Annotated in this window: 19 protein-coding genes, 1 tRNA gene and 1 pseudogene; 17 read left to right on the forward strand and 4 right to left on the reverse strand. The window is 41.6% G+C overall.

Going from position 1 to position 21,569, the window contains the following annotated elements; all coding sequences use genetic code 11:
- Window positions 1-40: 40 nt before the first annotated feature.
- The 4 genes from IGI94_RS03680 (at window position 41) to IGI94_RS03695 (ending at window position 3,788) form a co-directional block, all read left to right on the forward strand.
- Window positions 41-1,000, forward strand: a complete 960-nt coding sequence (locus IGI94_RS03680) for an L-lactate dehydrogenase (RefSeq protein ID WP_438899456.1) — start codon at window positions 41-43, stop codon at window positions 998-1,000.
- 318 nt (window positions 1,001-1,318) lie between these two features.
- The gene (locus tag IGI94_RS03685; RefSeq protein WP_016613760.1) at window positions 1,319-2,395 is read left to right on the forward strand and encodes an ABC transporter permease; all 1,077 of its coding nucleotides are present in this window, start codon (window positions 1,319-1,321) and stop codon (window positions 2,393-2,395) included.
- A 5-nt stretch (window positions 2,396-2,400) separates the two neighbouring features.
- Window positions 2,401-3,102, forward strand: a complete 702-nt coding sequence (locus IGI94_RS03690) for an ABC transporter ATP-binding protein (RefSeq protein ID WP_077453594.1) — start codon at window positions 2,401-2,403, stop codon at window positions 3,100-3,102.
- A 47-nt stretch (window positions 3,103-3,149) separates the two neighbouring features.
- A complete protein-coding gene (locus tag IGI94_RS03695; RefSeq protein ID WP_087665150.1) occupies window positions 3,150-3,788 on the forward strand; it encodes a TetR family transcriptional regulator in 639 nt (212 codons plus the stop codon).
- 115 nt (window positions 3,789-3,903) lie between these two features.
- Here IGI94_RS03695 and IGI94_RS03700 read toward each other — a convergent pair whose 3' ends face one another.
- Both IGI94_RS03700 and IGI94_RS03705 read right to left on the reverse strand, forming a co-directional pair.
- The gene (locus IGI94_RS03700) at window positions 3,904-5,331 is read right to left on the reverse strand and encodes an APC family permease (protein ID WP_005225272.1); all 1,428 of its coding nucleotides are present in this window, start codon (window positions 5,329-5,331) and stop codon (window positions 3,904-3,906) included.
- A 559-nt stretch (window positions 5,332-5,890) separates the two neighbouring features.
- Window positions 5,891-6,430: a hypothetical protein gene (locus IGI94_RS03705; RefSeq protein WP_086299165.1), complete on the reverse strand. Its 540-nt coding sequence runs from the start codon at window positions 6,428-6,430 to the stop codon at window positions 5,891-5,893.
- 141 nt (window positions 6,431-6,571) lie between these two features.
- Here IGI94_RS03705 and IGI94_RS03710 point away from each other — a divergent pair, with 141 nt between their 5' ends.
- From IGI94_RS03710 to IGI94_RS03725, 4 genes are all read left to right on the forward strand, one after another.
- A complete protein-coding gene (locus IGI94_RS03710) occupies window positions 6,572-9,049 on the forward strand; it encodes a vitamin B12-dependent ribonucleotide reductase (RefSeq protein WP_438899457.1) in 2,478 nt (825 codons plus the stop codon).
- 87 nt (window positions 9,050-9,136) lie between these two features.
- On the forward strand, window positions 9,137-9,526 hold the full coding sequence (locus tag IGI94_RS03715) for a DUF4430 domain-containing protein (RefSeq protein WP_438899458.1): 390 nt from the start codon (window positions 9,137-9,139) through the stop codon (window positions 9,524-9,526).
- Between the two features lie 537 nt (window positions 9,527-10,063).
- On the forward strand, window positions 10,064-10,552 hold the full coding sequence (locus IGI94_RS03720) for an AAA family ATPase (RefSeq protein WP_005237399.1): 489 nt from the start codon (window positions 10,064-10,066) through the stop codon (window positions 10,550-10,552).
- 391 nt (window positions 10,553-10,943) lie between these two features.
- Window positions 10,944-11,195 (forward strand): type II toxin-antitoxin system Phd/YefM family antitoxin, encoded by a 252-nt coding sequence (locus IGI94_RS03725; protein WP_005237397.1) that lies wholly within the window; start codon window positions 10,944-10,946, stop codon window positions 11,193-11,195.
- Window positions 11,196-11,543: 348 nt separating this feature from the next.
- Here the strand turns inward: IGI94_RS03725 and IGI94_RS03730 are convergent.
- Window positions 11,544-11,713: pseudogene (locus IGI94_RS03730) on the reverse strand (ISL3 family transposase); the annotation flags it as partial.
- A gap of 151 nt (window positions 11,714-11,864) precedes the next feature.
- Window positions 11,865-11,937: transfer RNA gene (locus IGI94_RS03735), tRNA-Lys, on the reverse strand.
- A 269-nt stretch (window positions 11,938-12,206) separates the two neighbouring features.
- Here IGI94_RS03735 and IGI94_RS03740 point away from each other — a divergent pair.
- From IGI94_RS03740 to IGI94_RS03780, 9 genes are all read left to right on the forward strand, one after another.
- The gene (locus tag IGI94_RS03740) at window positions 12,207-12,773 is read left to right on the forward strand and encodes a DUF1836 domain-containing protein (RefSeq protein ID WP_008377223.1); all 567 of its coding nucleotides are present in this window, start codon (window positions 12,207-12,209) and stop codon (window positions 12,771-12,773) included.
- Window positions 12,766-13,626, forward strand: coding sequence for a DegV family protein (locus IGI94_RS03745; RefSeq protein ID WP_005237394.1), 861 nt, complete (start codon window positions 12,766-12,768; stop codon window positions 13,624-13,626). The genes IGI94_RS03740 and IGI94_RS03745 overlap by 8 nt, the downstream gene beginning before the upstream one ends.
- Window positions 13,627-13,758: 132 nt before the next feature.
- Window positions 13,759-14,463, forward strand: a complete 705-nt coding sequence (gene yycF, locus IGI94_RS03750) for a response regulator YycF (protein ID WP_010747607.1) — start codon at window positions 13,759-13,761, stop codon at window positions 14,461-14,463.
- A 3-nt stretch (window positions 14,464-14,466) separates the two neighbouring features.
- The gene (gene walK / locus IGI94_RS03755) at window positions 14,467-16,308 is read left to right on the forward strand and encodes a cell wall metabolism sensor histidine kinase WalK (protein ID WP_008377228.1); all 1,842 of its coding nucleotides are present in this window, start codon (window positions 14,467-14,469) and stop codon (window positions 16,306-16,308) included.
- On the forward strand, window positions 16,305-17,615 hold the full coding sequence (locus IGI94_RS03760; protein ID WP_005237392.1) for a YycH family regulatory protein: 1,311 nt from the start codon (window positions 16,305-16,307) through the stop codon (window positions 17,613-17,615). Before walK ends, IGI94_RS03760 begins: the two co-directional genes overlap by 4 nt.
- Window positions 17,616-18,470 (forward strand): two-component system regulatory protein YycI, encoded by an 855-nt coding sequence (locus tag IGI94_RS03765; RefSeq protein ID WP_016620617.1) that lies wholly within the window; start codon window positions 17,616-17,618, stop codon window positions 18,468-18,470. It abuts the gene before it with no gap.
- Window positions 18,471-18,525: 55 nt separating this feature from the next.
- A complete protein-coding gene (locus IGI94_RS03770) occupies window positions 18,526-19,332 on the forward strand; it encodes an MBL fold metallo-hydrolase (protein WP_005237390.1) in 807 nt (268 codons plus the stop codon).
- Window positions 19,333-19,374: 42 nt separating this feature from the next.
- A complete protein-coding gene (locus IGI94_RS03775; RefSeq protein WP_008377233.1) occupies window positions 19,375-20,112 on the forward strand; it encodes a MurR/RpiR family transcriptional regulator in 738 nt (245 codons plus the stop codon).
- Window positions 20,113-20,267: 155 nt separating this feature from the next.
- On the forward strand, window positions 20,268-21,560 hold the full coding sequence (locus tag IGI94_RS03780) for a PTS sugar transporter subunit IIC (protein WP_005225288.1): 1,293 nt from the start codon (window positions 20,268-20,270) through the stop codon (window positions 21,558-21,560).
- Window positions 21,561-21,569: the final 9 nt, after the last annotated feature.

Here is a 21,569-nt window from a genome sequence, read left to right on the forward strand (position 1 = left end):
AATACCACAAGTATTTGAAAAGAAAAGGAAGGGATCGCACATGAAAAGTACAAGCAGAAAAGTTGTCGTTGTCGGAACAGGTTTCGTTGGAACGAGCATTGCGTATTCCATGATCAATCAAGGACTGATCAATGAGTTAGTCTTGATCGATGTCAATCGTGACAAAGCAGAAGGAGAAGCCCTCGATTTGTTAGACGGTATGTCATGGGGGCAAGAAAACATCAAAGTTTGGGCTGGAGAGTACTCGGAATGTAAAGATGCTGACATCGTGGTTATTACCGCAGGGGTCAACCAAAAGCCAGGACAAACACGGCTTGAATTGATTGATGTGAACGCCGAAATTATGGCAAGCGTCACAAAACAAGTGATGGCTTCAGGCTTTGATGGCGTGCTTGTTATCGCTTCAAACCCAGTCGATGTCTTAACTTATCAAGCATGGCGTGTGTCCGGGTTGCCAGCCAATCGGGTCGTTGGTACGGGAACGACCCTCGATACCACAAGACTTCGAAAAGAAGTGGCGGCAAAATTAGCCATCGATCCACGGAATATTCATGGGTACATCATTGGGGAACACGGTGACTCGGAAGTCGCTGTCTGGTCCCATACAACGATCGGTGGGAAACCGATCGTAGAATTGATCAAGCAAAAGGATCGTTTGACCGTTGCCGATCTAGCGGTTCTTTCTGAACGAGTAAAAAATGCTGCCTATGAAATCATCGATCGAAAACAAGCAACTTTTTACGGGATAGGGATGAGTGTTGCAAGAATCGTTCGAGCGATCTCAAATGATGAGCAAGCGATTCTGCCGGTATCTTCCTACCTTAATGGGGAATATGGCATCAACGATTTATTCACAGGGGTTCCTGCAGTCGTGGACCAAAACGGCGTCCGCGAAATTATTGAATTGACGCTTACACCTGAGGAAAAACGGCAGTTTGATACTTCGTGTCATCAGTTACGAGCAGTAATTTCCACAATTGGACAAAGCAAAGTCAGCTGATCTCTAGAACACCAATAATGAAATCCTCGTGTTCGTTTTTGCCAAAGCATGGTTCGACTATTTACGGTCTGCCATGCTTTTTTTCATCTAGCAAAGAATGTTAAAAGGAAATGGCGTATTTTACGCGAAACGCCCAGTATTCAACTCTCTTTATTCACACTCCTTTAGGAAAAAACATCCTCAGTGAATGACAGAAAAAGAATGATCGATCAACCTTACAAACTTTCCGAGTTGTAAAAAGTGACAAAGTGTCACCTTATGTGGTATTCTTCAAAAAGTGACACTTTGTCAATATTTGGAAAGTAGGAGGAAAGAACAATGTTTCTGGCTATAAAAGAAATGCGTTATTCAAAATTAAGATATGGGTTGATCGTAGGAATCATGTTTTTGATCGCCTATGTTGTTTTTATATTGTCTGGCTTAGCTACCGGACTTAACTGGGATTTTAAAAAGGCCATCGTCGACTGGGATTCATCCGCGATCGTTTTATCAGAAGATGCGAATGACACATTTGCGGCTTCGCAATTGACGAGAGGGGATTTAGACCGTGTAGAAGGGACACAAAAAGCCCCAATTGGTTTATACAGCAGTGTCATTACGGTCAACGATGAACAAGTCAATGTGACTGTTTTTGGTACACAAGACGATGCGTTCTTGTTACCAGAAGTCTTAGAGGGCAAGCTGTTTTCAAAAGAAAATGAGATCACGATTTCAGAAAACTTAGCAGAAGAAGGTATCAAGGTCGGGGATCAAGTGAAAATCGGACGCTCAGATGAAACCTTCAAAGTCGTTGGGATCACCCCAGAAACGTCTTATACGGTGTCACCAGTGATTTATACTTCCCTCGATACTTGGACGAAAATGAAGTTTGCTAATCAACCATTTGCATCTGACAAGGAGCAGCCAATCAATATCATTGTGACCAAATCAAGTGATCCGAAAGTCAATAACCAGGAAGGAACCCAGCTCAAAGTGTTGGCAACGGAAGACTTTATTGAAAAGCTTCCCGGATTTTCTGCCCAAAACTTGACCTTAAATGCCATGATCTACTTCTTGTTTGTTGTTGCAACGGCAATCGTGGGGATTTTCATGTATGTGATCACCCTACAAAAAACAGCGATTTTTGGTGTGATGAAAGCCCAAGGGATTCGGACCAGCTTCATTGCCAAATCAATTATTGCGCAAGCATTTATGGTAGGAGTGATCGGGGTAGCCCTAGCCTTTGCGGCGGCATACGGCACCAGCTTGTTTTTACCAGATGCCATGCCATTTTTCTTTGAATTAAAGCAATGGCTGCTTTATAGCGGCATCTTGATTCTCGTGGCAGTTCTAGGCGGCTTATTCTCCATTCGGACGGTCACAAAAGTCGATCCAATCACGGCAATAGGAGGGTAACAAAGATGAAAGACATTTTAGTAATGAAGGATATTATAAAAAAATTTGGCAAGCAGCATACGGAAGTAACGGCATTAAAAGGACTGAATTTTCACGTTCAAGAAGGGGAGTTTGTCAGTATCATCGGCCCTTCTGGTTCAGGAAAAAGTACCTTTTTGACTATCGCTGGCGGCTTACAAAGTCCAACATCGGGAGAGATCATCATCAACCAGGTGAACTTTTCCCAATTAAATGAAAAGCAACGAGGGAAGTTGCGTTTTAAAGAGATTGGGTTTATCTTGCAAAGCTCGAATTTGATCCCTTTTCTAACAGTAAAGGAACAATTTTATTTGGTCGACAAAGTTTCAGGAAAAGCCAAGGAAAAGGAACGGATTGATGAATTGCTTGCTTCATTAGATATTCTCGATCTTCAAGACAAGTTTCCCCGCGATTTATCTGGTGGGGAACGTCAACGAGTAGCGATCGGCAGGGCCTTGTTTAATGACCCAAGCTTGATTTTGGCGGATGAACCAACTGCCAGCTTAGACACGGATCATGCTTATGAAGTCGTGAAGTTATTGGTGAAAGAAGCGCATGAGAAAAAGAAAGCGACAGTCATGGTCACCCACGACGAGCGAATGATCCAATGGAGTGATCGCATTTTCCGAATGGAAGATGGCAATCTGATCGAACAAAACGCCCCATCAAGAGAAACTGCACAAGTCTGAGTGGAAAAGTAGAGGGATTTGTTTATAATAGAGGGAGTAGATTGCGAATGATGGAGGAGAATCCCTTGCCAAGTACAACATTTTTTCATTTAAAACAAGAGAAAAAAGAAAAAATCGATGCCGTGCTTTTAGAAGAATTTTTTAGCAAGCATATCAGTCAAGTCAAGGTCTCTGCCATCGTCGAAAAATCGCAAATTTCTAGAGGGGCGTTTTACAAGTACTTTCAAAACTTAGAAGATGCCTATGACTATGCGATCACCAACTATTCCAACCAAATCCATTCTGCGATTTTTACGTTTATCAATCGCAACAAAAATGATTTTTTCAAAGGGATCGAAGAATACTTGGCTTGGTGCAGTCAATGGTCACCTGAAGATGATCATTGGAAAATGATCCACTTATGTACCCAAAGCAATGCCTGGACGAAGCGCGATGCGATCCCTGACGATTCGCCCATGATTCGCCAATGGTTGGAGCTGTTGGAAGAAAATCGCTTCACGATCCATGATACGCAAGAAGCCGTCAGTTTCCTTTACTTTATTATGGCGGTCGTGATGGATAGTCTGACAGATTTTATTTCGAATGAATGGACCGCAAAAGAGCTGATCAAAGATTTCCGCTATAAGGTGCAGTGGATCAAGTATGGAATCAAAAAGGACAACAAAGAGTACAACAAAGAGGAATGAATGCTTCGGCAAGAGGATGGAGCAAATAACTCGCACGGCGGAGAAGTTCATTTACAAAGAAAGAGGTGCCCGACAATCGAAATAGTTGTCGGACACCTCTTTTTTGAGCAAATGGTTATTTTTTATTTACACGTTTCGCAATGATTGGCAAGATCAAGCCAATCAAAAGAAAGGCGATCGGCGTAATGATATTTAAGGCCAATTGGAAGAACCAAGCTTGCGGATCTGCCGCATAATCAAGCTTAGGAACCATCCCTAAAATGCAGGCAAAGGCCGTGAACAAGAAGCACCATAAGCCAATCCCAAAGCCAACTTTGGTGTTTTTCACGAATTTATAATCGGAAGTAAAGCGATTGGCGTGTTTGTTGACTAGCATAAAGGCTAAGAAGACCCATAAGTAACGCAGTGGCATGACAACTGAATTCAAGTTCAGCAACCAACGGTACAGTTCGGTCATATTGCCGATTCCTAGTGCTGGAATGATGATCAAAATGCTGACTAGGATACCAGTCATAATATATCCATTTACTGGTGTTCCTTTTTTGTTTAGTTTTGCTAAGCCATTTGGTACAAATTCTGAATCAGCATCAGACAGTAATATTTTCAATGGGGCATCAATTGAAAAGGCCAAAGCAGAGATTTGCGCCAACGCATTGGCGATGGAATAAAGAATGACAAAGAAGTTGCCGATTCCGTAGAAGTTTCCAAGTCGTTGAAAGGCTTCATAAGCGCCGTTGACCATCAAATCTTCTGGAATATGGTTGGCATCAAAAAGCATCCCCATAGCAATCGAGCCGAGCAAGGCACATAACGCCACCATACCAGCTAAAAAGATCATGCCTTTTGGAAATTCTTTTGCAGGATTTTTTGTGTTATTTACGTAAGGCGAGATTTTTTCACAGCCGCCTACCGCAAATACCAGCATCGAGATCGTGGTTAAATAGGTAAAGTCAAATTTAGGGATATAGGTTGAAACAGATGACATGTTTGGTGTAGCAATTTCAGCACCAGTCATTGCTGGAGCGGTGACTGCTAAAAGAATAAAAAGAATCGACATCACGAACATGGCTGTTCCCGCGATGTTCCCAATCATTTTTAAGGTCGTCAATCCTTTAGAGGCAATCCATAAAAAGAATAGAAAAATAGCTAAACAAATCAACGAGACTTCCATGGAACCCATCGTCGATACAAATGTACCATTTCCTTTAAATAACCAACTCAAGGACACTAAGATTCCTTGAGGTTTTTGTGCCAAATAGGGCACGTGCACGACCCAATAAGTCCAAGCAGCAAAAAAAGCCAACCGCTTTGTTGAGGTTTCTTTGATCCATGAGGAGACCCCACCACTTGACTCTTTGAAGGTCGATCCTAACTGACCAACACTTAATGCATAGGGTACAAAATAAAGAGCCATGATTAATAGCCACGAAACAACAACAGTCAATCCTTGTTGAGCGTAATTGTTTACAACATTTCCCAGTCCCCAAACAGAGACGAACGCCATCAGCGCAATATTATACCAGCGTAATTGTTTCTCATTCATCGCTTTCTCCTTCTTAAAATGATTTTTCTGACTGGTTAAAATAGAGCGTTTTTTGAAATTTAGTGAGAAAAAAATTTCTTTCCATAAGCGCTTGATCACTATCAAGTTTCTTATGCACTTTTTCACAAATGTCAAAGGTCAAATTGAATAAAAAAATTTCAGCTGCTCTTTTTTATCCAGTCATTGATTTTCCATAGTTAGGATAAACCTCTGAATTCTTTTGGTCAAGAAAAATTAAATTGTTATTTAAAAAAAATAATAAATTTCTGATGATAGAAAAAGCAAACATCATCATTCATTAATAATCTGAAAGAAATGCTACTACATTCGGTCAAGGGCGTGGATGAAATAGAGAACGTTTCATTTAAATGAATGGACGCATAAAGATGAAAGAAACCCTTTCGAAAGGCTTTTCACTGGTACTTTTTGGATAGATTTTTAAGCAAAGGAAACAGAAGAGTAGCCATAGTTTTTTTGTTTTTCTAACAATAACTTTACGCTAACATTCTTTCAAAGAAACACGAAAACAAAGTTAGCTGGATTCTTCATTCCATCGAAATCACTGGTTTTTTTTCTTCAATTTATAGGAGTTGGGTGTTATTCGCTCAAATACTGGCCATAAAAGCAAATAAAAGACGAAGTTTCCACTGGCATGGAAGAAATCGAACAGTAGTCCTTGAAGGTAATAGGCAAGAAACGAAGGAAACTGATACAGCCAAACCTCCATCAACGAAACGATCAAGCCATAAAGAAGTCCGCAAAGAAAGGCAAAGAAAGCTTGCAGGATACGATTTTTCTTGATGATCGGGATTTTTCCAAGCTGTTGAAAAAGAACGATGGTGCCGGTAAGTGCAGCCAATTGACTGATCGTCCAGGGACCCATGCCTAAATAGATATTTGTTCCGAGCAAACTTAGCAAGGCAATCATCAACGCATCGGTTAAGCAGTAAGAAAAAGCCACTAAAAATAAAAGGGCACTCATAGGCTGAACGTTAGGGATAAAGACAAAAACCAACCGTCCAACGATACACGCTGCGGTGAGCAGTGCTAAATGAGAAATTCTTTGAACGGAGAATACCTTGGATTGGGGAGGAAGCATGAAAATCGCCGACTTTCTAATTGATAATCATTCTCATTATACATGGAAAATAATATAATTCAAGATTGAAATACACATTATATAGTACGATAATAAAAACTGAGCGCAATATGTTGTGTTTTTAGAAGGAGAGGGAAAGAAATGGACTACAAAAAACAAACGATTGAGAAATTGAACGAGGATATCAAGTTGTTCCAAGAAGTTTCGGCGATCACACCGGAAATGACCAAAACATTTGAGGGAATCGCTCGTTTGATTATGTTGGATCGTTACTCATTCAAGGATCAAACCCATCAAACGTTGGGTAAGGATGATTTGGTGATTTTGACAACGAAAGCTGATCCTAAATATCCTGCACGAGGAATCGGTATTGTGAAAGCAATCGATGGGGAACTAGTCTCTATCGAAGTGGAAGAGGCCTATCGTTCAGCGTTAGAAGATACTGATGAACAAGCCAGTGGACTTGTGAAAAGAAGAAAAAGTGACATTGAAAAACCGTTAGAACTCTTTTTTGAGCAAGTGGCGCATCGTGTTGCCAAAGGGATTTCTGCCAACGAGTCCCATGACCAGGAGCGCTTCCTTGAGACGTTTTACCAACAAATCGTGGCGCAAAACCTAATTCCCGCAGGCAGAGTACTTTATGGAGCAGGAACAAATTCTCAAGTTACCTACTTCAATTGTTTTGTGATGCCTTTCATCCATGATTCCCGAAAAGGGATTGCTGTCCATCGACAAGAAGTCATGGAGATTATGAGTCGTGGTGGCGGGGTTGGAACCAATGGGTCGACCTTGCGACCAAAATCAAGTGTGGTCCACGGCGTCAGTGGTCGGTCTTCTGGGGCAGTTTCTTGGCTGAATGATTTGGCGAACTTGACGAACCTTGTCGAACAAGGAGGTAGTCGTCGCGGAGCGCAGATGATTATGATGGCAGATTGGCATCCAGATATTTTTACGTTTATTCTTTCTAAAGTTCAAAATCCTGCTGTATTGCTTCACCTGAAAAAAACAGTCACGAATGCGGCAATCAAACAACTGATCAATGAAAAACTGCAATTTGATCCTTTGACAAAAATGGAAGAAAGAATGTTCACGTATCTAGCGCAACTGCCTGAATCGTCAGATAAGGAACATAATGACATGATCCAAAAGGCAAAAGAAAAATTGCGAATAGGTGGCAGCCATACGGTAAAAGAAAGTGATTTCTTAACTGGTGCGAATATTTCAGTCTGCTTGACAGGAGAATTCATGGAAGCAGTGAAGACAGATGGGTGGTATGAGCTGCGCTTTCCAGATATTGACAATTATTCAGAAGCAGAGATGGCGCAATATGATGCAAAATGGGCGGAAGTCGGGGATGTGCGAGAATGGGCAGCTGCTGGTCATAAAGTCAAAACCTATCAAAGGATCAAAGCTCGTGAGTTATGGGATTTGATTACTTTTTGTGCAACGTATTCTGCTGAGCCTGGTATTTTCTTTATCGATAATGCCAACAAGATGACGAATGCTACAGCATACGGACAAAAAGTCGTGGCAACCAATCCGTGCGGTGAACAGCCCCTAACCCCTTATGCCGTCTGTAACTTGGCAGCTATCAATCTCGCAAACATGGCGGATCGCCAGAAAGGCACCGTTGATTTTGCCAAACTAAAAGAAACCGTGAAAAAAGCAGTTCGTTTCCAAGACAATGTTATTGACGCAACGCCTTACTTTTTTGACAAAAATGAGCAGCAGGCGAAAGGGGAAAGACGTGTTGGATTAGGGATCATGGGTTTGGCAGATTTATTGATCTACTGTGGGAAAAAATACGGATCGGCAGAAGGGAATCAATTCGTTGATCAAATTTTCGAGGAAATGGCAGTCACTGCCTATGAGGCATCCATTGAATTGGCGAAAGAAAAAGGCAGCTTTCCCTTCCTGATTGGAAAAAATGACCAAGAGACGCAAGCGTTGCGGAAGAAATTTGTCGATACAGGATACATGAAAAAAATGCCAGCGCACATCCGCGAAGGCGTGCTGCGATTCGGCATTCGTAACTCTCATCTTTTGACCGTTGCACCAACAGGATCGACAGGCACGATGACGGGAGTTTCAACCGGTTTAGAACCTTACTACTCCTTTTCTTATTTTAGAAGCGGTCGACTAGGTAAGTTTATTGAAATCAATGCGGAGATCGTTGACGAATACCTGATGGATCATCCTGAAAGAACCAAAGCGCAGTTGCCGGCATGGTTCATTTCCGCTATGGAGTTGACGCCCGAAGAACATGTCGGTGTGCAATGCACCATTCAACGTTGGGTGGATAGCTCCATTTCAAAAACGGTCAATGCACCAAAAGGATATACAGTAAGCCAAGTAGCCAAGGTTTATCGAGATCTTTATGAAGGAGGAGCCAAAGGAGGGACCGTCTATGTAGATGGCAGCCGAGATTCACAAGTACTTACCTTAGAAGCGGTAGAAAATGAGCTGACCGCACAAGTTGAACCGCTGCCTGTCGTTCAAGTAGATGAACCCGTCGTCTCTGGTGAAATCTGCCCCATCTGCCATGAAGGAACCATTGAGGAAATCGGCGGCTGTAGTACCTGCACAAACTGTAAAATCCAATTAAAATGCGGGCTCTAAGAAAAAACGGGATTGATAAAATAACTCTTATCCGCATATTGGATAGAAAAACGATTAGTATTTTGACTATTGGAGAGGAAGAAATAGATGAAAAAAGTATTTGTCGTATTTATGCTAGTGAGCACATTACTCGTCGCTACAGGATGCCAACAGGCAAGTGTAACGTCAGAAAGCACGCAGCAAAGTTCGTTGAAGCAAGAACAAGGAACAGCTACGATCGTCATCCAAAATCAAGAAGCTGTGACCTCAAAAGAAGTAATGTTCCGAGAAAATGAGTCGCTGCTGGAAGTAATGAAAGAAAACTTTGCGATCAAAGAAAAAGATGGCTTTATCACCTCGATCAACAGCATCAGCCAAGATCAAAAAGCCAATCTATTTTGGGTTTATACCGTCAATGACGAAATGACCGATAAAGGGGCACAAGAGTTGATTTTAAAAAACAATGATATCATTACATTTGATTTGAAAGCATTCTGATTTGTTTGATTCTAAGGATCTTTATTGGTGCAAAAGAACTTGCACATAAAGATCTTTATCTATACAGATAGACTCTTGCGTTGATTTTGGAGGTAGTTTTGCATTCAAGTTCTATTCAAGAGTCTATTCTTGTTTTTCTATCATAGTTTGGAGTGGTGGCTTATTTTATTTTAAAATTGGAATAATAGAAATAAAGATACCATTACATACATAAGTTTTAGCCATGATGTTTCTTTCGTATTTTGGCTTGCGTTCCTTTTTTTTGTAGAAAATAATTTTTTTATAGTAGAGTGGAAATGGACAAAAATTTGATTATCCGTTAGCTTAAGTGGCTAACGCTTCTATTCTCTAATATATGGTTTTACTTCCTATTTTTCTTGCGATTGTTTCCCAATCTGCTTGTTGTTCATAAAAACAATGTTATCATTGTATCATCAGATGTGGGTGGCGAACAGTGGTCTAAAACACGAGCGTTGATTACAAATAAGGTTTTTTCGTTCTCTTTGTTTATTGATCAGAAAAGGTAGGAGGAGAATAATGGTTGAGGTACTTTTGATGTGTGGCGTTAGTGGTGCAGGCAAAACCACTTACTCAAAACAAAAAGAGCAAGAAGGTTATGTAAGATTAGCAATAGATGAATTAATTTGGGAAGACTATGGCGTTTATGGTGTTGATTACCCTTCGGAAAAATATGCAAAAGTTTCGTCATTATCTTCAGTTAAATTGAAAGAGCTTACAGTAAGGGCTGTTCAAGAAGGAAAAAACGTAGTTGTCGATTCTAGTTTTTGGGCTAAAAGTCACCGAGACGCTTATAGAGAACTACTGGCAGCATATGATGTGACGATTAAAGTAATCTATCTAAAAGCTGATTATGATACTTTACGAAAACGATTAGCGATCAGAAATAAAGTCCAGACTGCAAATTCCGCTTTTCCTATTACAGAAGAAATCCTTCAACGGTTTTTTTCAGGATTCGAAGAACCGATAAATGAAGATGAAGTAGTGATTGAGCAAAAGAATAAATGAAGTAGCATCAAAATGTTTTTACTCCTTTTCAATACATTTAGTCTTATTACTGTGCAGGACACAAAGGACAGTCATACTAGAAGCAAAACAGTGATTGGCAATTTCTTTTCTTGTTGCATTCTTCGATTAATAAACGGATCAAAAAGCAAGCCGCTGAAGACAAAATGACTATGGCAGCTGTTAAAGACCAAGAATCAATACAAGAAACCGCCCATTTGGTAAATAGGACGGCAAACAGTAACCAAATTGAGCAATCGAAACCACAAATTACGGCACAAAAAACGATTACTAAAAGACTTGAAGACTTGTAAGAAAAATTAAATATGTTCTTCCTCTTTATTTACGTACGTTATAATATGCTTAAGATTTTTAAATAGAAGGAGGAGAAAACATGGAAGTAATTACACCAACGAATGCAAGAAAAAACCTTTATGGAATCATTAAGCATGTTGTGGCTGACAGTCAACCTGTAGAAATTGCGAGTACAAAAGAGGAAGAAAGCGTCATCATGATTAGTAAGAGCGATTGGAACTCCTTACAAGAAACGCTCAACTTACAAAATGTGGGTGTACTTGATCGGATCAAACACTTTGAGAATGAAGAAAGTGAAGACTTAGGTGAAATTGATTGGGATAGAATGTAAAGATCAAAAAGAATGCTCGCAAAGATTTGTCTAAATTGAAGAGTATCAATCTAACTAGTAAGTTTGATGAACTGATCAAAGTCATTAAGGAAAATCCTTTTCAAACACCGCCGCCTTACGAAAAATTACCAGGATTACCTTACTGTTCAAGACGTCTCAATATCAAACACAGGTTGGTTACAGCGTGGAAGAAGAGAGTAAAACGATCACGATTCTCTCTGTTTGGTCACACTATGAACGTGGGATATAATATGCTAAACTATTTCGACTCTTTGTCAATAAGGACTGATGAGTCGTACAAAATCAAATCTGGGTCAGAATAAATAGCATTCTGGCTCAGATTTTTTGTTAGCTTACTTTGATTAGTTGATTGATCAAAATGATTCTAATTCTCATGTTCTCAAATGATTTAAATCTGTAGAATACTCGTTTCGTGATCGGTAAATGAGTCATCGTTTGAGTAAGGGAGAGAATCGTATTGAGATGCCTTCTTCATCGCTCAAAAGTTTTTGAAGTTTTACACAGACCTCTTCAAATAAGAAATCCTCTTATCAAAAAAAATCCCTTTATTCGCAAGGTGATAATAATAAACAAAAAAATGGAACAGCATAAATGTTTTCGAAATGCTTTCGCACCAACATTTACCTGTTCCGTGGGTTTGGCACCCAATGGGCCGTGAGGGGCTCGAACCCGCGACCCGCTGATTAAGAGTCAGCTGCTCTACCAACTGAGCTAACGGCCCGTACCAAAAGTACTTCATTATCTTAGCACTCCGGTGTTTAAAAATCAATCATTCTTTTGAAAAAAATGTGCGCTTTTTTCAGTTGGAAAACAGGGGTTATCTTAAAAAAACACCATTCGTTCCCCAATTTCAAATGATAGGAAATTCTTAAAAGATTGATCAGATTGCTTTAAAAACTCAGAAAACCGTGATAAAATGTATCTAGTTATCGAAACTAGATGATTAGTTTGTGATAATCTAACCTTCTGTTCGTCAAAATGGAGGATGACATGAAAAAATTACAAGCAGACATGAAAAATTGGGGCAATTCATTGCTGAAATTCCATCTGCCGAGATGGGAAGAGTTGCCAACCCTGGAACTGTATATGGATCAGGTAATCACTTTGATTGACCAATATTTATCACCGGTGATCCAAACAGAAAAACATCCGCTATTGACCTCTTCTATGGTCAATAATTATGTCAAAAAAGGGATGATCCCCGCACCAGAGAAAAAACGCTACAACCAAAAGCATCTCGCATTTTTGATCGCGATCACGATGCTGAAGCAAGTGTTGACGATTCCAGAAATAAAGACAGGCATCCTTTTTCAAGGGAAAGCTGTCGGAATCAGAAATGCCTATAATGTATTTTGTGAAGAACAAGAAAAAGCAATCCATCTTGTTGGCAAAGAAGCAATGGGAGAGCCCGAGCAAATGGCATCGGAACCAATCCCGATTGAATTAGTGGCCATGAAAGGTGCAACGCGTTCCTTTGCCAACAAACTATTGGCAGAAAAAACAATCGAATTAGAAGTCATTTATTTAGAAACACATAAAGGAGAAGCCCATGAATAAAGAGAAAATTGCCCTATTAGTTGATTCAGGTACCGATGTTCCCGCACAGATCATGGAGCAATACGGCATGTATATGCTGCCATTGCAAATAATCTACAAGGATCGAACCTATACCGATAAAGTTGATATTACTGCCGAAGAAATTTATGAGCGCTTGCCACAAGAGATCCCTAGTACCTCGTTACCTGATGGCGCGGCGATCGGGGAAATCTTTGATCGGATCAAAGCCGATGGGTATGAAAAAGTCCTTGCCGTAACCATCTCCAGCGGATTGAGTGGAACGTTTAATGTCGTTCGACTGTTAGGTGAACAACGGACGGATCTTGAGGTTTTTGTCCTTGATACGAAAAATATCGGGATCGGTGCAGGGCTGCAAGCGATTCGTGCGGCAGAACTGTTAGAAAAAGGCGTGACTTGGGAAGAATTGCGGGCACAATTAACGAATGAAGTACCGAAAAACAAAGTCTTTTTCAACGTAGCTACCTTAGAGTATTTACAAAAAGGCGGCCGGATCGGTCTGGTTGCATCCATCTTAGGTAATGCTTTGAAATTGAATCCAATTATCTCTTGTAATGAAGAAGGGATCTACTATACGGTCGCAAAATCTCGTGGACGGAAGAAAAGCTTGGATAAAACCGTTGACTTGATCAAGCAATTCATCGGTGACCATCGCCATGTGCGTTTAGCCGTGGCCCAAGGTGATGCACTACAAGAAGCCAAAGAGATGAAAGCAAGATTAGAAGCCGAATTTCCTAAGGTCAAAGAAATCTTGTTTGGGCAAATCTCTCCCGCGTTAGTTGTCCATACGGGTCCTGGGTTGTTAGGGATCGGTATTCAACTCTTAGAAGAGTAAAAAAGAAAGGCCCCGTGCCTTTCTTTTTTTGTGCTTTCCTTAAGAATGAGGCGGCGGTTTTTGGGAAAGATGAAAAGCCTGTTTAAATAATGTATAATAAGTAAGAAACCAAAAAAAATTGAGGTGACATTTTTGAAAAAGATCCTAGTCGTGGACGATGAGAAACCAATTTCTGATATCGTCAAATTTAATTTAACCAAAGAAGGATATGAAGTATATACCGCCTATGATGGAGAAGAGGCATTAGAAAAAGTAGCCGAGGTCGATCCTGATCTGATTTTGCTTGATTTGATGCTACCAAAAATGGATGGATTGGAAGTTGCACGGGAAGTGCGCAAAACCCATGACATGCCGATCATCATGGTCACAGCCAAAGATTCTGAAATCGATAAAGTACTAGGCCTTGAGCTTGGTGCGGACGATTATGTAACCAAACCATTTTCAAACCGGGAATTGGTGGCCCGCGTCAAAGCCAATCTGCGTCGCGGCTCGGCAGCTGCGAAGGAAGCAGACGACAATGCCAACAGCGAATTAACGATTGGTGATTTAACAATTCATCCCGATGCCTACATGGTCACTAAAAATGGTGCAGCCATCGAATTGACGCACCGGGAGTTTGAATTGATGCACTACTTGGCAAAACATCTTGGTCAAGTGATGACCCGAGAACATTTATTGCAAACTGTCTGGGGCTATGACTACTTTGGTGATGTCCGAACCGTTGACGTGACGGTGCGCCGTTTGCGTGAAAAAATCGAAGACAGCCCGAGCCATCCAAACTATTTGGTTACTCGTCGCGGAGTGGGCTATTACTTGCGGAACCCAGAACAGGAATAAGCTATGAAAAATAAGGTTCGCTTTTTTCAATCGGTGAACTTCAAAATCGCCCTGACTTTTATCTTGATCTTATTGATTGCGATCCAGATTATCGGGGCGTATTTTATTCGCGAATTGGAAAGAACAACGGTCGATGCCTTCAAACGCGACATGGAGGCACGGGCCAGCACGTTAGTGGTGACATTAGGCTCTGAATTGAGTCGCATGGATAATGATGACGGGTTGGATTGGGATTCCATGAATGCTTCCTTGAATCGAATCTTAACGAGTACCAACTCTTCAGAAATTTTGGAGATGCGGGTGGTGGATGAGCAAGGGATTATTCGTGCAACCACCAATATCAATGATCGTGGCTCGGTGGGTGAAAAAAATGATTACCGTGATTACGATACGAACCGCAGTGAAGTCCTTTATGATGAATCCAGCGGTCAGCGGGTGTTCAATATCGTCCAGTCGATCCAATCACCGACTGGGGATACCGTTTTAGGAACCCTTTATTTACGGAGCAATCTAGAGTCAAAGTACAATGAAGTCAGTACGACGGCTGTCATTTTTGTTACCGCCTCGCTGATTGCGGCAGTGATTTCGATCATTGTGGCACTATTGGTCTCTCGTTCGATTACCCAACCAATTGGAGAGATGCGGGAACAAGCGATTCGCATCGCTAAAGGAGATTATAGCCGCAAGGTCGCGATTCATGGGAAAGATGAATTGGGACAATTGGCGGAAACCTTCAATCAACTAGGGGAACGAATCGAAGAGACTCAAGAGGCGATGGAGTCCGAGCGAAATCGTTTGGATAGTGTCTTATCCCACATGACAGACGGCGTTGTTGCCACCGACCGACGAGGCAAAGTCATAACCATCAATGAGATGGCGATGTCCTTGTTGAATGTCACTAACGAAGAAGCGATCGGGCAGTCGATTTTGACGTTATTGGAAATCGATGAAGAATACACGTTGCGAAAACTTTTGGAAAATCCTGAAGACATGCTTTTGGAACGTCCTAGCAATGATTTGACGGGAACAAATCTGATCTTGCGCATCGATTTCTCCATGATCCGTCGAGAGTCCGGGTTCATTTCCGGTCTAGTTGCGGTAATGCACGATGTCACGGAACAAGAAAAAAATGAGCAGGAACGGCGAGAATTTGTCTCCAACGTTTCCCATGAGTTGCGAACACCTCTAACGAGTATGCGTAGTTACATCGAAGCGCTGAGTGAGGGTGCTTGGAAAGATCCAGAAATTGCGCCGAACTTTCTAAAAGTGACCTTGGATGAAACGGATCGGATGATTCGCATGATCAATGACCTATTGAGTTTGTCGCGGATGGATAGCGGCAATTCGCAACTGCAATTGGAATATATCAATTTCAATGAGATGGTTAATTTCGTGTTGGACCGTTTTGACATGATGGTGACGAATGAAAGCAAAAAATATCTGATTCGTCGGGAGTTCACCAAACGAGAATTGTGGGTGGAAGTCGATACGGACAAAATGATCCAAGTGATCGACAACATCATGAATAATGCCATCAAATATTCGCCAGATGGTGGGATTATTACGGTGAAATTGATGGAGACTCATAACAACATCGTCCTTAGCATCAATGACCAAGGACTAGGAATTCCGAAAAAAGATCTCACGAAGATCTTTGATCGTTTTTACCGAGTCGATAAAGCTCGAGCCCGGCAACAAGGAGGTACCGGCTTAGGGTTGGCGATCTCACGTGAAGTCATCAAAGCTCATGGCGGTGCGATTTGGGCGGAAAGTCGAGAAAATCGCGGGTCAACATTTTACATTATGTTGCCGTATGAACCGTATGAGGAGGATTGGTGGGTATGAGAATCTCAGAAAAAATCATTCGAGCAGGTTTAATCGTGATGATCGCATTGAGTTTTTATTTCTCCTATATGATTTGGCTAAATCCGACCGGGTTCAACAATGCCAGCACCGAAACAGATACTGGCGTCAATCCTTCGGTTCAAACGTACAAACAAAAAAGCGATTTGTTTTTGCCCCTATATCTAACATGGAATGATGAAGAGGATATCAAAGAAACCAACTCTGAAGCGGTGATTCGAGAGATCCAAGAGGTGATCAACGAGGCAACGATCAGTGATTTGACCCTGCGAACCTATGGTGAAGAACAGGCTTTTTCGAAAGCCCAAGAGGTCGATCAAGGAATATCCTTAAACTACTATACGACATTTTACTTGAAAGATTACGAGAAAACCTTTGATAAAGAACTGTCCTTAGAGGACGAAAGTGAAACAGAGGATTTTCCGTTTTCTCGCATCCAGTTTGATCTCGAAGAAAATACGATCCAATTTGTTGACTTTACCCATCAACGAGTAGTTCGAGGCAAGATCGACTGGGATAAAAGCCAAGTAAAACACTTGCTAGCAGACAATCCTCGGGAATGGACGGCAATGAGGACTGATCAAGAACGATCTAGCAATCAATACTATACGCAGGATTCGATCAAGCTAAAAAAATACAGCTACTATTCTTCGACACAGTCTCAGAGTTTGTTCCGAGAAGCCTTTTTCAGCAATCCTAAAAATGTCAAGATCAACGACGAAAGTGTCGATACCTACTATTATGAAGGTGGGCAAAACATGACTGTCTTGCAAGATCAGCAGCAAGTCAAGTTTGAAACCACCACAGACGGTTCCGATGAAATGGATCTGGCGATGTTGAGTGCGGATTACATTATTCGTCTAGGCAATAACTTTGGGACGATCCGCTATTTTGATCAACAAGACAAACACTTGGATTATCGGGTTTTCGTCGAAGGCTATCCAGTCTTTAGTACTGGCGGCCAGGGGGTGATCAGTGTCGCTTTTTCAGAAAGTGGTCAGACCGGCAGTCGTGAAATGACGATTTCTGCCAGCTTGAATGCGATCCAAGTGCCGATTCCTTCTGAAACGGAGATTGAATTGCCTTCTAGTTTGTCAGTCAAAAATGATTTGATTGCGGCAGGGGCTGACCCAGCGTTGTTGCAACAGATCATCGTCGGCTATCAGTGGGGGGAGATCAAAGATGCACCACTGGTTGATTTGACGCCTGCTTGGTATGTCAATTATGACTCGTCTTGGATTAGCTATGATGCATTAATGACAAAATTAGCAGAAACGGAGGAGAATTAATTGGATTTTAAACGAATCGAATGGATTTTTTTCCTCGCTTTTCTTGGTCTGAATGTCTTTTTATTCAATGTTTATAGTGAGGCTCGCAGCGAGCATCAGATGGTTTCACAATCAAACCAAACGATTCCTATCGAACAACGACTTGATTCTGAGGACATTCGGTATTCTGGCGAATTATCAGACGAGGTCTTGAGTGGCTATTATTTGAGCGGTGAACAGACGGATTTTGATGCGGAACTACGAAATCCGCAACTCAATACTCAGTTCAAAAGAGGGTCTACGGTCAAAGGGCAGCAGTTGATCCATGTCTCAACCAATGGCTTTTATATCAGTGATGATTCTCAAACGGAAGAAACCGTCAATGGTTTCTTGCAACGAAAAGACCAAGTCCTGTTTGGGGATGAATATGACTATTTGGAAAACCTCTCTGTCTTGAACGCCAATCATCCGACGGTGGTGGCGGTCCAGTCGTATGAAGGCATTCCTTTCAATGACAGCTCAAGTCGGATCGATATCACCTTAGAACAAACGGATGATCTACTGCAGATTGCCCGTTATACGCAAACACATATCTCCAATATTACGCCTCTAAGGGAAAAGATGACGGTCTATTCAGAAAAAGAAGCAGTAAATACGCTTTATCTGAACAACAAGCTGCCAAGTCACTCGAAAATTCTCTGGACGGAATTAGCCTATACGATGATTTTGAAGGTTAGGGAAAAAAACGTGTATATTCCTGCATGGTTTATTGCTTTCCAATTAGATGGCGATGACACCATTCAAATCGAAACGGTCAATGCCTTCAGCAATCGGATCATCACGAATAATGCCGTTCAAAAGGTAGAAAATCCATAAAAAAGCGGGTATAATGGAACTCGTTGAAACAACCAGAGAGGAAGTCACGTAAACCATGATGAAGGAAAATGCCTTTCAAGTAAGTATTCTAGCCAGCGGAAGCTCAGGGAATTCGCTCTATATCGAAAGCAATAAAAAGCGGATCTTAGTGGATGCCGGTTTGAGCGGCAAGAAGATCACTTCATTATTGGATGAAGTAGGGCGCAAACCAGAAGACTTGGACGCCATTCTTGTGACCCACGAACATCGGGACCATATCCACGGTGTTGGAGTACTGGCACGAAAATACAAACTTGATGTCTATGCGAATACAAAAACATGGCAAGCGATGGATCCAATGATCGGTAACGTCGCTGTCGAACAAAAACATATCTTTGAAATGGGAAAAGTGCTGACCTTGGGTGACTTGGACATTGAAAGCTTTGGCGTCTCTCACGATGCTGCAGCGCCGCAATTTTATCGTTTCCATAAAGACGGCAAATCATTCGTGATGTTGACGGATACCGGTTATTGCAGCGATCATGTGCGAGGCATTATCAAAGGCGCCGATGCGTACCTTGTGGAAAGCAACCATGACCTAGAAATGTTGCGAATGGGTCCTTATCCATGGAGTCTCAAGCAGCGGATTCTTGGAGATCGCGGTCACTTATCGAATGAAGATGGCGCACTTGTCATGACGGATATCTTGACCGACAACACCAAACGGGTCTATCTTGGTCATTTAAGTAAAGAAAACAACCTGAAAGAGTTGGCGCACTTAACGATGGTCAACACCATGAAAGAACATGATCTAGGTGTTGGAGAAACGTTTGAAGTCTTTGATACCGATCCTGACAAAGCGACGGAATTATTTGCGATCTAATCGATCATCAGAGCGATGAATTTGTTGGGTGGAGGCAGTGGGATGTTTGATGAAGAAAAAATCAAGACTTTGAACGAGCTTGAAATGGCAGTTTATAAATACATTGTCCAGCATTTTGAAGAGATCGATCAGCTGACGATTCGCGAATTGTCAGCTGCATGCCACGTCTCAACGTCGACGATTTTACGATGTATCACGAAATTGGGCTATCGTGGATATTCAGAGTTAAAGTATGCAATCTGTCAAAAAAAGGAACAAGACGCACGAGCGTTTGATCTTTTCTATGATGCAACGATTCAAGTCAATACATTCTTAAAAAAAGTCAATAATGAAGATTACCGTAAGTTTATCCAACCGGCAGTAGAATTGATTCTTTCCGCACGCCATGTGGCGTTTTCCGGTATCGGCACAAGCGGCATTCTGGGCACCTATGGCAGTCGCTATTTTGCCAACTTAGGCATTAATGCTTATAGCATCGTTGATCCCTTTTTGCCAGTACCGTCTCGTGGAATGGAAAATACGTTAGCGATCATTTTATCGGTGTCGGGTGAAACCATTCAAATGATCAAGCAAACGGAGGACTTCAAACGCTATGGAGCAAAAGTACTCAGCATCACCAATGATGAAAAATCGACGATCGCCCAAATGGCAGACTACAATATATCGTATTATATGCCCGTCGTAAGTGGCGGAAAAGAAGTCGATTTGAACCTGACAACGCAAGTCCCGGTGATTACATTGATCGAACTTCTAGCCCATCAAGTCTACAAGCAAATCTAAGCGATCGTAAAAAAACAGCTTCGGCTGTTTTTTTTGTTGGAACATGTTTCATAACTTAGAAAAGCTATAGGCAAGGGGAATATTATCCATTAAGATTTATTTGTAAGCGAATTCACTGGCCGGTGGATGGAATTTTATTTTAGGAGTGATGTGAGATGAACGAATGGATCAATGAGAAATTATTACCCCCAATATTAAAATTTGTTAATACGAAAGCAATCACTGCATTAAGAAACGGTATGCTTTATACGATGCCCTTTTCAATCGTAGGATCGATTTTCCTGCTATTAGCAAACTTTCCCGTCCAGTCGATTGCGGATTGGGTAACGAATAGCGGCTTAGGTGAATACTTCAACCAAGCCTATGGCGCCTCTTTTGCAATTATGGCCTTTTTCGCCGTAATGGGCATCGCCTATTCATATGTAAAAGCAGAAGGTTACGAAGGACTCCCTGCAGGAATGATTGGTTTAGTTATTTTCTTATTAACTATGGAGTCAAGTGTGACGGATGCTGAAGCAAATGTGACCATCGCAAATGTCATTGATAAGACGTGGACCGGTGGACAAGGAATGATCAGTGCCATCTTAGTGGGACTTTTTGTGGGTTGGGGCTATACATGGTTCTTGAAACGCGACATCCGAATCAAACTGCCAGAGCAAGTACCCACCAATGTCGCAAACTCATTTACAGCATTGATTCCAGCCGCTGTTTTGACGACCATCGCATTAGGCATTTATATTTTCTTTGATAAAGTCTTTCAGACAACCGTGGTCGAATGGATCTACACCGTGATTCAAAGTCCAATGCAAGGGGTGACGGATTCCCTTGGTGGTGCAATGATGCTAGGCTTCTTAGTGCCATTCTTGTGGTTCTTTGGGGTTCACGGTTCGACGATCGTGGGCGGGATCATGGGACCAATTTTACAAGCCAATTCATTAGCCAATACGGCTATTCTTGAATCTGGTAAAGCATTGACATTAGAAAATGGCGGACACATCGTGACCCAGCAGTTTTTGGATCAATTTATGACGGTAACTGGCGCAGGAATGACGATTGGGATCGTGCTATACATGGTGGCTTTTGCCCGTTCGGCGCAGTTCAAACAATTAGGACGTCTTTCCTTGATCCCGGCATTCTTTAATATCAATGAACCAATTATTTTTGCGACACCGATCGTTATGAACCCAATCATGGTATTACCATTTATTTTGACACCGATGGTTTCAGGCGTGATCACGTATTTTGCACTTTATACCGGTATCGTACCGCTATTTACTGCTGTGCAAGTTCCCTGGACGACCCCGCCGATCATTTCAGGTTTTCTAGTAGGTGGCATTCGTACCGCTATTTTACAATTTGTTGTTTTAGCAATCGGCTTCTTTATTTACTATCCTTTCATTCGTAAGGTCGATAGTTTGAACTATAAACAAGAAACAGAGATCGTTTAATACCAAGGA

The organism is Enterococcus sp. AZ149 (genome assembly GCF_051714285.1).
Taxonomy (GTDB): domain Bacteria; phylum Bacillota; class Bacilli; order Lactobacillales; family Enterococcaceae; genus Enterococcus_D; species Enterococcus_D entomosocium.

What these genes read in the sequence shown, in the direction of transcription:
- IGI94_RS03690 (WP_077453594.1), top strand. Translation starts at nt 2,401, where the DNA reads ATGAAAGACATTTTAGTAATGAAGGATATTATAAAAAAATTTGGCAAG.
- IGI94_RS03740 (WP_008377223.1), top strand. Translation starts at nt 12,207, where the DNA reads ATGAAAAAATTACAAGCAGACATGAAAAATTGGGGCAATTCATTGCTG.
- IGI94_RS03685 (WP_016613760.1), top strand. Translation starts at nt 1,319, where the DNA reads ATGTTTCTGGCTATAAAAGAAATGCGTTATTCAAAATTAAGATATGGG.
- IGI94_RS03680 (WP_438899456.1), top strand. Translation starts at nt 41, where the DNA reads ATGAAAAGTACAAGCAGAAAAGTTGTCGTTGTCGGAACAGGTTTCGTT.
- IGI94_RS03705 (WP_086299165.1), bottom strand. Translation starts at nt 6,430, where the DNA reads ATGCTTCCTCCCCAATCCAAGGTATTCTCCGTTCAAAGAATTTCTCAT.
- IGI94_RS03780 (WP_005225288.1), top strand. Translation starts at nt 20,268, where the DNA reads ATGAACGAATGGATCAATGAGAAATTATTACCCCCAATATTAAAATTT.
- IGI94_RS03695 (WP_087665150.1), top strand. Translation starts at nt 3,150, where the DNA reads ATGATGGAGGAGAATCCCTTGCCAAGTACAACATTTTTTCATTTAAAA.
- IGI94_RS03715 (WP_438899458.1), top strand. Translation starts at nt 9,137, where the DNA reads ATGAAAAAAGTATTTGTCGTATTTATGCTAGTGAGCACATTACTCGTC.
- walK (WP_008377228.1), top strand. Translation starts at nt 14,467, where the DNA reads ATGAAAAATAAGGTTCGCTTTTTTCAATCGGTGAACTTCAAAATCGCC.
- IGI94_RS03745 (WP_005237394.1), top strand. Translation starts at nt 12,766, where the DNA reads ATGAATAAAGAGAAAATTGCCCTATTAGTTGATTCAGGTACCGATGTT.
- IGI94_RS03710 (WP_438899457.1), top strand. Translation starts at nt 6,572, where the DNA reads ATGGACTACAAAAAACAAACGATTGAGAAATTGAACGAGGATATCAAG.
- IGI94_RS03720 (WP_005237399.1), top strand. Translation starts at nt 10,064, where the DNA reads ATGGTTGAGGTACTTTTGATGTGTGGCGTTAGTGGTGCAGGCAAAACC.
- IGI94_RS03700 (WP_005225272.1), bottom strand. Translation starts at nt 5,331, where the DNA reads ATGAATGAGAAACAATTACGCTGGTATAATATTGCGCTGATGGCGTTC.
- IGI94_RS03725 (WP_005237397.1), top strand. Translation starts at nt 10,944, where the DNA reads ATGGAAGTAATTACACCAACGAATGCAAGAAAAAACCTTTATGGAATC.
- IGI94_RS03775 (WP_008377233.1), top strand. Translation starts at nt 19,375, where the DNA reads ATGTTTGATGAAGAAAAAATCAAGACTTTGAACGAGCTTGAAATGGCA.
- IGI94_RS03770 (WP_005237390.1), top strand. Translation starts at nt 18,526, where the DNA reads ATGATGAAGGAAAATGCCTTTCAAGTAAGTATTCTAGCCAGCGGAAGC.
- IGI94_RS03760 (WP_005237392.1), top strand. Translation starts at nt 16,305, where the DNA reads ATGAGAATCTCAGAAAAAATCATTCGAGCAGGTTTAATCGTGATGATC.